This is a genomic window from Geodermatophilus sp. SYSU D00766, from assembly GCF_054049915.1.
On sequence record NZ_JBJGYI010000067.1, the window covers coordinates 1 to 11,881 of the forward strand.

The window sequence follows — 11,881 nt, forward strand, 5'->3', positions numbered from 1 at the left end:
CCGGCGGGCCCTCGACGCGGAGGAGGGCCCGCCGGACCCGGGGTGATCACGGTGGGCTGCTCGCGACTGCGGGGAAGTCGTCGTCCCGGGCTCGGCGCAGGCGGCGAGTTCCCCGCAGTTGCCGTCGGCAGGTCAGGAGCGGGGCGGGAAGCAGCAGAACTCGTTGCCCTCGGGGTCGGCGAGCACGTCCCAGCCGATCTCGCCGGCGTCCTCGTCGGCCTCGTGGCCCGGGCGCTCGTCGGAGGCCCGCACCACCGTGGCACCGGCGGCCTGCAGCGCCGCGGAGTCGCCGACGACGTCGAGGTGCACCCGGTTCTCGACCACCTTCTCCTCGGGCACCGGGTTGAGCCAGATCATCGGACCGGCGCCGGCCGGGTCCTCGATGCGCACCGGCCAGTCGGGCTCGCGCGGCGTCCCGTCGGGCAGGGTGTCGCGGCGGACGTAGCCGATCGCGGCGCACCACCAGTCGGCCAGCGCCTGGTGGTCGCGGGCGTCGATGCAGAGGTCCTTGAAGCGGGCGGGTGCGTCGGCCACGGGTGCGGAGGGTAGGCCGACGCCGTGGCCGTGGTGATCGGGACGTCGGGGTGGCAGTACCGCGACTGGCGCGGCCGCTTCTACCCGCAGCGCCTGCCGCAGCGGCTGTGGCTGGAGCACCACGCGCGGCACTTCGCCACCGTCGAGAGCAACGCCGCGTTCTACCGGCTGCCCGAGCGCGACACCTTCGCCGCCTGGCGCGAACGGACCCCGCCGGACTACCGCTGGGCGGTCAAGGCCAGCCGCTACCTCACCCACGTCAAGCGGCTGCGCGACCCCGAGGAACCGGTGGCCCGGCTCGTGCGGCACGCCGAGGGCCTCGGGGACCGCCTCGACGTCGTCCTGCTGCAGCTGCCGCCCACGCTCAAGGCCGACGTCGGCCTGCTGCGCGACTGCCTCGCCTGCTTCCCGCCCGGCCTGCGCGTCGCCGTGGAGCCGCGGCACGCGACGTGGGAGACCGACGAGGTGCGGGCGCTGTTGGAGCGCTACGGCGCCGCGCTGTGCTGGGCCGACCGGGCCGAGCGGCCGGTGACACCGCTGTGGCGGACGACGACCTGGGGCTACCTGCGGCTGCACACCGGCGCCGAGGGCTGGGGCTACCCGCCGGCGGTCCTCGAGGAGTGGGCGCGGCGCCTGGCGGACACCTGGGCCGACGACGAGGACGTGTTCGTCTACCTCAACAACGACCCCGGCGGCGCCGCCGTCGTCGACGCCGTCGCGCTGGCCCGCGCCGTGCGGCGGGCCGGCCGCACGCCCACCCGGGTGCCGACGCCGGAGGAGGCGACCGGCGCGGCCTGGGCGGCGGCCTGATCAGCCGAGGACGTGCGGGTCCTCGCGGTGGTGGACGCCCAGCTGGTGCGCCGCCTGCTCGAGCGCGTCCTGCACGGCGAGGGTGTCGGCCAGCGGCATGACCGCGCTCTCACGGGACCCCTCCTGCACGCACCGGGTGACCTCGGCGAGCTCGTGGGAGTACCCGACCCCGTCCGGCGGGAGGGTGATCTCCTCGGGCTCGGCGCCGGTGCGGTGCAGCACGATGGTGGCCGGGTGGTGGAAGCGGGGGAGGACGTCGACCCACCCCTGCGTCCCGAACACGCGGGCCTGCCCGGGCGTCGGGTACCGCAGCGAGGTGGTCAGCGTGGCCGAGCGGCCGTCCGCCCAGCCGAGCAGCAGCGCCGCCTCGGCGTCGACCCCGGTGGGGTAGGTGGAGCCGACGGCGGTGACGGTGTCGGGCGCGCCCAGCAGCATCTGGGCGAAGGAGACGACGTAGACGCCGAGGTCGAGCAGCGCGCCGCCGCCGAGCTCGAGGGCGAACAACCGGTCGGCGGGGTCGTAGGCGCGGTCGACGCCGAGGTCGGCCTGCACCGACCGGACCTCGCCGATCGCGCCGTCGGCGACCAGCTCCCGCAGCCGGACGACGGCGGGCTGGAACCGCGTCCACATCGCCTCCATGACGAAGACGCCGCCGGCGCGCGCGGCCTCGACCACCTCCTGCGCGCCGGCCAGCGTCGCGGTGAACGCCTTCTCCACCAGCAGCGCCTTGCCCGCCTCGATGGCGGCCAGCGCGACCGCGTGGTGCTGCGGGTGCGGGGTGGCCAGGTACAGGACGTCGACGTCGGGGTCGGCGACGATGTCGGCGTAGGAGCCGTGGGCGCGCTCGAGCCCGTGCTGCTCGGCGAACGCCCGCGCCCGGTCGATCGAGCGGGAGGCGACGGCCACCGGCCGGGCTCCGGGCACGTGCGCGAAGTCGCCCATCACGCTCTGCGCGATGCGGCCCGGCCCGACGACGCCCCAGCGGATCTCGTCCACGGCGTCGACCGTAGTGGGCGGGCAGACTGGGGCCCGTGGCCGTGCTGATCGACAGCCCCGTCTGGCCGTGGCGGGGGCGCCGGTGGTCGCACCTGGTCAGCGACGTCTCCCACGACGAGCTGCACGCCTTCGTCGCCGCCGAGCTCGGCATCCCGCGCCGGGCGTTCCAGGGCGACCACTACGACGTCCCCGAGGACCTCTACGACATCGCCGTCGCCGCGGGCGCGCAGCCCGTGGGCGCCCGGGAGCTGCTGGCCCGGCTGACCGCCGCCGGGCTGAGAGTCAGGAAGACCGCGCGCGCAGCAGGGCGAGCTCCGCGGTGAGGTTGGCCCGCGCCCGACCCTCCCAGGCCGCCGTCGCCGGCAGCCGGTAGAGCGCCGGAAGCGCGAGCAGCGACTCCAGCACGGCGATCCGCCCGGCGGTGAACACCTCGTCGGTCAGGTGGCCGTACTCGGCGCGCACGGCGGAGGCGTAGGCGGCGTAGGCCTCCGGGGGCGCGGCGAGGACGGCGAGGTCGGCGTCGCAGAGCACCGCCCCGTCGGCGTCGTCCGGCGCGGCGTCGTGCCCGGCGGTGAGCAGCACCAGCCGCACCACCTCCTCGACCCGCGCCGCGGGCACCAGCCCGCGCAGCCCCGCCCGTGCCCGCTCGGCGCTGACCTGCTCGTTGTCACCGCGGCGGGGGTCGTAGACGACGTCGTGGTACCAGGCGGCCAGCCTGACGGCGGCGGGGTCGTCGGCGGCGGCGCCCAGCTCGGCCACCAGCCCGAGGACGGCGGCCAGGTGGTGCAGGTCGTGGTAGCGGCGGTGCGGCTCGCTCCACGCGGCGACGACGGCCGCCCACTCGGTGCGCGCGGTGGGGGAGTCGCCGGTCAGCGCCGCGAAGTCCTCGTAGCCGATCACGCGACCCCGCACCGCCGGACGGTGAGCAGCGCCAGCGCGCGGGCGACGGCGGCCACCTCGGCCACGGGCACCCGCTCGGCCGGGCCGTGCGCGAGGTGCAGGTCGCCGGGGCCCAGGTGCAGCGCGGGGACCCCGGCCGCGGCGTAGAGCCGCAGGTCGGTGCCGGCGGTCACGGCCCGCTCGGGCGGCCGGGCCCCACCGGTGTCGACGACGGCGTCGCGGACCTCACCGAGCAGCTCGTGCCCGGCCGGCAGCGACCCGCTGGCGAAGGCCCCGCCGGTCCAGGCCACCCGCACCGGGTGGACGGCCAGCCACGGGTGCTCGGCGCAGAACGCGGCGAGGCGCTCCTCGAACGCCGCGCGGGCGGCCTCGACCGGCTCGCCCAGCCGCACGCCGTACCGGCCCTCGGCGACCAGTCGGTCGGGCACCGTCGAGGCCCAGTCCCCGGCGTGCACCGTGCCGATCGACAGCCCGAACGGGTACCGCTCGCCGGCGAAGCGCGGGTCGGCGTCGCGCTGCCGCTCCTCCTCGAGGGCCCGCAGTTCGGCGTGCACGGCGGCGAACAGCTCCACCGCGCTGACCCCGCGGTCGCGCATCGCCGCGTGGGCGGCGTGCCCGGTCACCTCCAGCCGGAAGGTCAGCGCCCCGGCCGCGGCGGTGACCACGGCGCCGTCGGTGGGCTCGGGGATGACGCAGGCGTCGCCGCGGTGGCCGCGGGCCAGCGTCGCCCACGCGCCCAGGCCGCCGTCCTCCTCGCCGACCACGCTGTGCAGCGCCACCGGCCGGCGCAGCCGCACGCCCGCGGCGCGCACCGCGGCCAGGGCCGCCAGCGCCGCCGCGAGGCCGCCCTTCATGTCGCAGGCCCCGCGCCCGTGCACCGCGCCGCCGGCCAGCCGGGGGACGAACGGGTCGCCGCCCCACAGCGCGCGGTCGCCGGTCGGGACGACGTCGGAGTGGCCGCACAGCACGAGCGCGGGGTCCCCCTCGACCCGCCCGGGCAGCGTGCCCACGACGCCCCACGCCTCCTCCCGGTCGACCTCCTGGCCGGGCGCGTCCGGGGCGGTCGCGGCCGCCGCCAGGTCGATCGCCCAGCGGTCGACGTCGCACCCCAGCCCGTCGAGCTCGGCGGCGACCAGGGCCTGCACCTCCGACTCGGCCGCCGAGCCGCCGACCGAGGGGACGGCTACCAGCCGGCACAGCAGGTCGACCGCGGCGGTCTCGTCGACGGCGTCGAGCACGGCGGCCTCGGTCGGTGTCAGGTCGGCCACGGCTCCGGAGTCTGGCAGGCCGGGTTCCCGGCGATCGGGTGTGTCATCCCCGGGGAGAGGGGTACCGTCGGTTCTGTCCGGACCGGGCGATTCTGTGTCCCCGGGTGCCAATTGGATACCGCCGTCGCGGAACACCGCCCCGACCCCGGTCGGGGGCTGGAGCCGCGTCGTGCCTCTCGCCGCGAGGCGACCAGAGCCCGGTCCGGACCCTCCTCAGCCGCCCAGCACCCACCCGCACGGGTCGGCCAGCGCGTCCGCCGCCTCCGGCCCCCACGAGCCCGGCGCGTAGGGCTGCACCTGCGGCCGGGCGTCGAGCAGCGGCGAGACCGCCCGCCAGGCCTGCGCCAGGCCGGCGCTGGTGGTGAACAGCGACCGGTCGCCCACCAGCACGTCGTGGATGAGCGAGGCGTAGGCCGGCAGCGGCTCCCCGCCGGGCACCTCCCCGAGGTCCAGCGACGCCCCCGCGACGGCGAGGTCGAGGTCGGGGCCGGGGCGCTTGGCCACCAGCCCGAGGTCGAGGGAGCCGGCCCCCTTGAGCGACAGCGAGACGGTGTTGCCGCCCCCGGGCGTCGGCCCCACCGGCCCGTCCGGGCGCCGCATGACGAGGGTGACCCGCTGGTGGCTCTCGGCCAGCCGCTTGCCGGTGCGCAGCAGGAACGGCACCCCGCGCCAGCGGTCGGTGTCCACCTCCAGCCGCGCCGCGACGAAGGTGTCGGTGCGGCTGTCGTCGGCGACGTGGTCGAGGTCGCGGTAGCCGTCGAACTGCCCGAGGACGACGTCCTCGGGCGCCAGCGAGCGGAACGCCGTCAGCACCGTCTCGCGCGCCTCCTGCAGGTCGTCCGGCGCGAGCGAGGCCGGGGGCTCCATGGCCACCTCGGCGGCCACCTGGAACAGGTGGGTGACCAGCATGTCCAGCGTGGCGCCGGTGGCGTCGTAGAACTCCGCCCGGTCGGCGACGTCGAGGGTCTCGGGGACGTCGATCTGCACCTGGGCGACGTGCTCGCGGCTCCACACCGAGGAGAACAGCCCGTTGGCGAAGCGCAGCACGTGCAGGTCCTGGGTGCCCTCCTTGCCGAGGAAGTGGTCGATGCGGAACACCTGCTCCTCGTCGAGGACGGAGTGCACCAGCTCGTCGAGCTCGCGGAACCCCTCCGGTGAGGTGCCGTAGGGCTTCTCGTAGACGACGCGGGCGCCCTCGGCCAGCCCGTGGGTGTCCAGCGCGCGGGTGATCCCCTCGAACGCCCCGGGCGGGACGGCGAGGTAGTGCACCAGCTGGGCGTCCGCGCCGATCTCCTCGCGGGCCCGCCGGACCTCGTCGAGCAGCTGCCCGGGGTCCTCGGGGGTGTGCCCGCCGCCGGCGAAGCGCAGCCGGTCGAGCAGCCCGTCGGCCGGGTCGCCGTCGCCGTGCTCGGCCAGCGCGTGGCGGACCAGGTCGCGGAACTCGTCGTCGGACCGCTCGCCGCGGCCGCTGCCGATCAGCCGCCAGTCCGCGGGCAGCAGGCCGCGCCGCTGGAGCTGGTCGAACGAGGGCAGCACGAGGCGCGCGGCGAGGTCGCCGGTGGCGCCGAACAGGACGAAGACGGTGGGGGGCAGGTCGGCCATGTGCCCAGCCTCGCCGCCCGGCTCCCCAGGCGCGCGCCAGGTGCGTCTGAGGGGGCCTCAGACCCCGGGGACGGGCGAGGACTGCCCGGTCGCCCGATGCCCGGGGTGCCGCCTCAGGCCGACCGTGGTCGCCGTCCCCACCGGACGACCACACGAGGAGACCGTCGTGAACACCTACCCCAACCCCGGACTCGAGGCGGAGCTGGCCTACCGGCGCGAGGTGCTGCAGTCGATCGGGCACGGCACCCGGCGCGGCTCGCGGCGCGGTTCGTGGCTGCGCCGGCCCCGCTAGACGTGGCGGCGCCCGTCCTGTCGCCGGCGCGTGCCACGATCGGCGCCGTGCCGCGCTGGGACGAGCGACCCCTCGTCGGCCGGGCCGGTGAGCTGGCCGCCCTGGAGGCGGCCGTCGAGCGCGCGGTGGCCGGCCGTGGCTCGGCCGTGCTCGTCGCCGGCGACGCCGGCGTCGGCAAGTCCCGCCTGCTCGACGAGCTCACCGCCCGGGCCACCGCGCGCGGCCTGCGGGTGCTCGTCGGGCACTGCGTCGACCTCGGCGAGGTCGGCCTGCCCTACCTGCCCTTCGTCGACCTGCTGCGGCCGGTCGCCGCCGAGCTCGGCGAGGACGCCGCGGGCCTGTTCGCCGCCCGGGTCGGGAGCCGGGAGCCCGACGCCGCCGACCTGCCCAGCCCGGTGCGCACCCTGCGCCCGCCGGTCGACGACGGCCGGCTGCAGCTGTTCGAGTCCGTCGCCGGCGCGCTGGCCGGGCTGGCGTCCGACGCGCCGGTGCTCGTCGTGCTCGAGGACCTGCACTGGGCCGACCGCTCCAGCCGCGACCTGCTGCGCTACCTGCTCGCCCGGCTCGGCGACGAGCCGGTCGCCGTCGTCGCCTCCTACCGCTCCGACGACCTGCACCGCCGGCACCCGCTGCGCCCGCTGCTGGCCGAGCTGGTGCGGCTGCCCGGCGTCGAGCGGCTCGACCTCACCCCGCTGCCCGACGCCGCGGTCGAGGAGCTGGTGCGCGGCCTGGCCGCCGGGGTGCCCGACCGCACCGTCGACGACGTCGTGGCCCGCGCCGAGGGCAACGCCTTCTACGCCGAGGAGCTGCTGGCCGCGGGCCTGGCGGGGGAGACCCTGCCGCTGGGCCTCACCGACGTGCTGCTGACCCGGGTCGAGCAGCTGGCACCCGGCGCGCAGCAGGTGCTGCGGGTGGCCGCGGTGGCCGGCCGGCGGGTGCGGCACGAGCTCGTCGCCGCCGTCGGCGGGCTGTCGGACGCCGAGCTGGAGCGGGCGCTGGCCGAGGCGGTGCACTCGCACCTGCTCGTCGTCGGCCCCGACGGCGCCTACCGCTTCCGGCACGCGCTGCTGCGCGAGGCCGTCCTCGCCGACCTGCTGCCCGGCGAGCGGGTCCGGCTGCACGCCGCCGTCGCCGCGCACCTGGCCGCCGTCCCCACCGCGGGCACCGCCGCCGAGCGGGCCCACCACCTGCGGGAGAGCAACGACCTGGCCGGCGCCCTGGCCGCGTCGCTGGAGGCCGCCGACGAGGCGCGCCGCGTCGGCGCCCCGGCCGAGCAGCTGCAGCACCTGGAGGCCGCGCTCGCGCTGTGGCCGGCGGTGCCCGGCGCCGCCGACCGCGCCGGGCGGGGCCAGGCCGAGCTGCTGCTGGAGACCTCGACCGCCGCCCGCCGCGGCGGGGAGCTGCACCGGGCCGTGGCGCTGCTGCGGGCCGCGCAGGACGTCCTCGGTCCCGACGGCGACCGCGAGCTGCGCGCCCGGGTGCACTACACGCTGGCGCAGGCGCTGGCCCGCATCGAGGACCAGGCCTCCGCGGTGCGCGAGACCACCGCGGCGATGGCCCTGGTCCCGGCCGCGCCGCCCTCGCCGGTGCGCACCTGGGCCGCGGCCACGCACGCGCGGGCCTGCTACGAGGTCGGCCGCCGCGCCGACGGCGACGCCGCCGCCGAGGAGGCCCTCACCGCCGCCGACGCCCTCGGCCTCGACAGCGCCTGGGCCGACGTCGCGGTGACGCTGGCCCGCTCCCGCGGCGGGGACGGCCTGACCGCGCGGCTGGAGGAGGCGCTGACGCGGGCCCGCCGCTCCGGCGACGCCGACGTCGAGATACGGGTGTTGTTCAACCTGGCGATCGTCGCCTACGAGGCCGGGGCGGTGCGCGAGACGCTGCGCTGGAGCGACGAGGGGCTCACCCGGGCGCAGGTCCTGGGCGTCGAGTGGTCGTTCTACGCGGCCGAGCTGCGCCACCTCGGCGTCGTCTCGCGGTACGTGCTCGGCGACTGGGACGGCAGCCTGGCGCTGGCCGACCGGCTGGCCCGCGTGCCGGAGATGGCGGCGCACGTGCGGGCCGCGGGCCTGCTGGTGCAGGTCGGTCGCGGCGACCCGGCGGCGGCCGCGCGGATCGCCTGGGCGCGCGGCCTGGCCGGGCGGCTGGACGCCCACGTGCTGCTGCTCGTGGCCACCGCGGGCGCCGAGATCGACCTCGCCGCCTGGACCGGCGACCCGGCCACCGCGCTGGGCACCGCGCGCAGTGCCGCGGCCACCCTGACGGAGCTGTGGGGCGACGAGCGGCTCGCCGTCGTGCGGCTGGTGGCCACCGCGCTGGCCCCGGTCGCCGACGCCGCCGTCACCGCCCGGCTCACCGGTGACGCCGCGGCGCTGGCCGAGTGGACGGCGGCGGGGGAGTCGCTGGTGGCCCTGGGCAGCTCGGCGGTCGCCGACCACGCCCGCGCCGTCGGGCCGCACGGGGTCGAGGCCGAGGCCTGGGTGGCGCGGCTGGACGCCGAGGCCGCCCGGCTGGCCGGCGACGCCGCACCGGAGCTGTGGGCGGCCGCGGTGGAGGCGTTCGGCTACGGGCACCTCTACGAGCAGGCACGCTCCCGGTGGCGGCTGGCCGAGGCGCTGGTGGCGAGCGGCGACCGCGACGCCGCCCTCGGGCCGCTGACGTCGGCCGCCGACACCGCGCGCTCGCTGGGTGCGCGGCCGCTGGCCGACGCCGTCGCCGCGCTCGCCCGCCGCGCCCGGCTGGAGCTGCCCGGCGCCGGCCGCGCCGTGGCTCCGGCGGCGGTGTTCACGCCGCGCGAGACCGAGGTGCTGGCGCTGCTCGCCCGGGGCCGCACCAACCGCCAGATCGGCGGCGAGCTCTACATCAGCGAGAAGACCGCCAGCGTGCACGTGAGCAACATCCTGGCCAAGCTCGGCGCCGGCAGCCGCACCGAGGCGGTCGCCGTCGCCGCGTCGAGGGGCCTGCTCCCCACGGGCTGAGGAGCCCCCCGGTCAGTAGGTCTCGGCGGTGGTCGTCCGCCGCGCCGGCGCGCCCGGGGCGTAGGCGTCGGTCCGGGTGACGCGGCGGCGGCGCGGGCCCCACAGGGCCACCTCGAGCACGATGCCCAGCGCACCGGCGGCCATGAGGATCCAGCCGACGACCCGCAGGTCGATGCCGCTGACGTCCACGCGCAGCGCGAAGGTGAGGACGGCGCCCAGCGCGAGCAGCACGATGGCGGTTCCGAGACGCATGGCGGTTCCCTCCCTGCGGCGGGGCCACACCGTCGGGGCTCCCCGGGGTCCTCCCGCCGCGGCGCCCGCGTGCCCCGGCACCGGCGGTGAACCGGTCACGGGCCCGGGATGACCCGAACGGGTGGCACCGGCCGGCAGGCCGGGCACTTCCGCGGAAGTGCCCGGCCCCGGGCGGCCTCAGAGCATCGTGCGGAGCCGCTCCCGGCGGGCGCGCAGCACCTCGACCGACGCCGACGCCGACGGCGGGCCGGGCACGGACTTGCGCAGCTCGGTGTGCACCACCCCGTGCGGCCGCGACGTCTTCGCCGCCACCCGCGCGACCAGGCGGTTGACCTCGCGGCGCAGCTCGGCGGCGTCGCGCCACGAGCGGCCGGCGGCGTCGTCGGCGAGGTCCTCGTCGGGGTGGTCCTCCACGACCGGCAGCTCGCCGGTGTCCTCGTCGTGCACCCGCTGGGCGATCCGCAGGCGCAGCTCGTCGTCTCGCCGGGCCAGCAGCGACGCCGTCTGCTCGGCGGTGAGCAGACCCGGGATGCCGAGGAACTCCTCGTCCTCGGGCGCGACCGCCACGCCGTCGGAACCGGTGTGCGCCGTCCCGCCGTGCAGCACGTGCGCGAAGCGGGCGTCGGCCTCCAGCGCCTCCCACTGCTTCAAGCCCACCGCCTCGCGCTCCTTGGGCGGCAGCGGGTCGAGGTCGAGCGCCTCGGGGTCGGCCGCCTTGGGCGGCGGCATGACGTGGTTGCGCTCCTTCTCCAGCGACGCCGCGAGCCCCAGCAGCGGCCGGACGGCGGGGAGGAACACCGTGGCGGTCTCGTGCGACGCCCGCGAGCGGACGACGCGGCCGACGGCCTGGGCGAAGAACAGCGGCGTCCGGTAGGAGGTCATCCACGCCAGGACGGCGGCGCGCGGCACGTCGACGCCCTCGGAGATCATCCGCACGCAGACGGCGATCCGCGCCGAGCCGGCGGCGAAGCGCTCGATCTTCTTCGACGCCTTGGGGTCGTCGGAGAGGATCAGCTCGGGCGCCTTGCCGGTGATGCGCTTGACGATGCGGGCGTAGGCGCGGGCGTCGTCCTGGTCGCTGGCCAGCACCAGCCCGGCGGCGTCGGGCATGCCCCCGTGCTCGCGCAGGTGGGTGATCCGCTCGTCCATCGCGGCGATGACGTGCGGCACCCACTGCCCCTTGGGGTCCAGCGCGGTGCGCCAGGCGGCCATCTCCACCGAGCGGGTGCCGGCCTCCGACAGCGACGCGGCCACGACCTCCCCGGCGGAGTTCCGCCAGCGGGAGGTACCGGTGTAGGCGGCGAAGACGACCGGCCGGACGACGTCGTCGGCCAGCGCCTCCTTGTAGCCGTAGGTGTAGTCGGCGCGGCTGACCAGCCCGGCGCCGGCCTCCCCGGCGTCGCCCTCGAACCCGTCCTCCTCGTAGCGCACGAAGGGGATCCGTTCGTCGGCCTTGGTGCGGAACGGCGTCCCGGTGAGGCACAGCCGGCGCGCGGCGAAGCCGTAGGCCTCCTCGATCGCCTCGCCCCAGGACAGCCCGTCCCCGGCGTGGTGGACCTCGTCCAGGACCACCAGCGTCTTGACGGCGGTGGCGCGCGCAGCGTGCAGCATCGGCTTGCCCGCCACCTGCGCGTACGTGGTCACGTAGCCCTGCGTGCCGGCGCGCACCGGGCCGACGGCGTTGGTCAGGCCGGGGTCGAGCACGATGCCCATCCGGTCGGCCGCGTCGGCCCACTGCAGCCGCAGGTGGTCGGTGGGGCAGACGACGATCACGCGGGCGACCTCGCGCCGCTGCAGCAGCCGCGCGGCCAGCGTCAGGGCGAAGGTCGTCTTGCCCGCGCCCGGGGTCGCGGTCACGAGGAAGTCCTTGGGGGCGGCCTCCTCGTAGCGCTCGAGGGCGGCCTGCTGCCACGCCCGGAGCGGTCGGCTGGTCGTCTGCGGGGCGACCGCCCCGGCCCGTGCTGCACTCGCCATCTCGCGGCCCATCCTGCCTGCGGCGGCGGAGACACGCCCAACCGGCCGCCTCCCGCGCGCCTCCCGCGCGACGACGTATACGCGCCGGTCCGCACGCCGCTGACCTGCACGGACGCCGTCGGCGGCGGTCGGTGGGTGGCGCGTCTCACGCGGCGGGCGGACCGGTCCGTCGCACGCGACCGCGGGGGGGGGGGGGGGGGGGGGGGGGGGGGGGGGGGGGGGGGGGGGGGGGGGGGGGGGGGGGGGGGGGGGGGGGGGGGGGGGGGGGGGGGGGG

Annotated in this window: 11 protein-coding genes; 4 read left to right on the top strand and 7 right to left on the bottom strand. The window is 77.7% G+C overall.

Features of this window, described 5'->3' with window-relative positions; genetic code table 11:
* Positions 1 to 132 precede the first annotated feature (132 nt).
* On the bottom strand, positions 133 to 534 hold the full coding sequence (locus ACI8AD_RS24245; protein ID WP_456873088.1) for a VOC family protein: 402 nt from the start codon (positions 532 to 534) through the stop codon (positions 133 to 135).
* A gap of 24 nt (positions 535 to 558) precedes the next feature.
* Between ACI8AD_RS24245 and ACI8AD_RS24250 the strand changes: the two genes are divergently transcribed.
* Positions 559 to 1,344, top strand: a complete 786-nt coding sequence (locus ACI8AD_RS24250) for a DUF72 domain-containing protein (RefSeq protein ID WP_456873089.1) — start codon at positions 559 to 561, stop codon at positions 1,342 to 1,344.
* Here ACI8AD_RS24250 and ACI8AD_RS24255 read toward each other — a convergent pair whose 3' ends face one another.
* Positions 1,345 to 2,340 (bottom strand): Gfo/Idh/MocA family protein, encoded by a 996-nt coding sequence (locus ACI8AD_RS24255; protein ID WP_456873090.1) that lies wholly within the window; start codon positions 2,338 to 2,340, stop codon positions 1,345 to 1,347.
* A gap of 35 nt (positions 2,341 to 2,375) precedes the next feature.
* Here ACI8AD_RS24255 and ACI8AD_RS24260 point away from each other — a divergent pair, with 35 nt between their 5' ends.
* Positions 2,376 to 2,663 carry a DUF4031 domain-containing protein gene (locus tag ACI8AD_RS24260; RefSeq protein WP_456873091.1) on the top strand — a complete coding sequence of 96 codons (288 nt, stop codon included), beginning with the start codon at positions 2,376 to 2,378 and terminating at the stop codon, positions 2,661 to 2,663.
* Here the strand turns inward: ACI8AD_RS24260 and ACI8AD_RS24265 are convergent.
* From ACI8AD_RS24265 to ACI8AD_RS24275, 3 genes are all read right to left on the bottom strand, one after another.
* Positions 2,623 to 3,252, bottom strand: coding sequence for an HD domain-containing protein (locus tag ACI8AD_RS24265; protein WP_456873092.1), 630 nt, complete (start codon positions 3,250 to 3,252; stop codon positions 2,623 to 2,625). The two genes, ACI8AD_RS24260 and ACI8AD_RS24265, sit on opposite strands and share 41 nt — an antisense overlap.
* Positions 3,237 to 4,508 carry an ArgE/DapE family deacylase gene (locus ACI8AD_RS24270; RefSeq protein ID WP_456873093.1) on the bottom strand — a complete coding sequence of 424 codons (1,272 nt, stop codon included), beginning with the start codon at positions 4,506 to 4,508 and terminating at the stop codon, positions 3,237 to 3,239. The genes ACI8AD_RS24265 and ACI8AD_RS24270 overlap by 16 nt, the downstream gene beginning before the upstream one ends.
* 213 nt (positions 4,509 to 4,721) lie before the next feature.
* A complete protein-coding gene (locus ACI8AD_RS24275) occupies positions 4,722 to 6,110 on the bottom strand; it encodes a glucose-6-phosphate dehydrogenase (RefSeq protein ID WP_456873094.1) in 1,389 nt (462 codons plus the stop codon).
* Between the two features lie 166 nt (positions 6,111 to 6,276).
* On the opposite strand from ACI8AD_RS24275, the gene ACI8AD_RS24280 reads away from it, so the two are divergent.
* Positions 6,277 to 6,402: a hypothetical protein gene (locus ACI8AD_RS24280; RefSeq protein WP_456873095.1), complete on the top strand. Its 126-nt coding sequence runs from the start codon at positions 6,277 to 6,279 to the stop codon at positions 6,400 to 6,402.
* A 47-nt stretch (positions 6,403 to 6,449) separates the two neighbouring features.
* On the top strand, positions 6,450 to 9,380 hold the full coding sequence (locus tag ACI8AD_RS24285; RefSeq protein WP_456873096.1) for a helix-turn-helix transcriptional regulator: 2,931 nt from the start codon (positions 6,450 to 6,452) through the stop codon (positions 9,378 to 9,380).
* Between the two features lie 12 nt (positions 9,381 to 9,392).
* Here ACI8AD_RS24285 and ACI8AD_RS24290 read toward each other — a convergent pair whose 3' ends face one another.
* A complete protein-coding gene (locus ACI8AD_RS24290) occupies positions 9,393 to 9,632 on the bottom strand; it encodes a DUF6458 family protein (protein ID WP_456873097.1) in 240 nt (79 codons plus the stop codon).
* Positions 9,633 to 9,809: 177 nt separating this feature from the next.
* Entirely contained in the window at positions 9,810 to 11,606 is a 1,797-nt protein-coding gene (locus ACI8AD_RS24295; RefSeq protein WP_456873098.1) for a DEAD/DEAH box helicase, read from the bottom strand.
* Positions 11,607 to 11,881 lie beyond the last annotated feature (275 nt).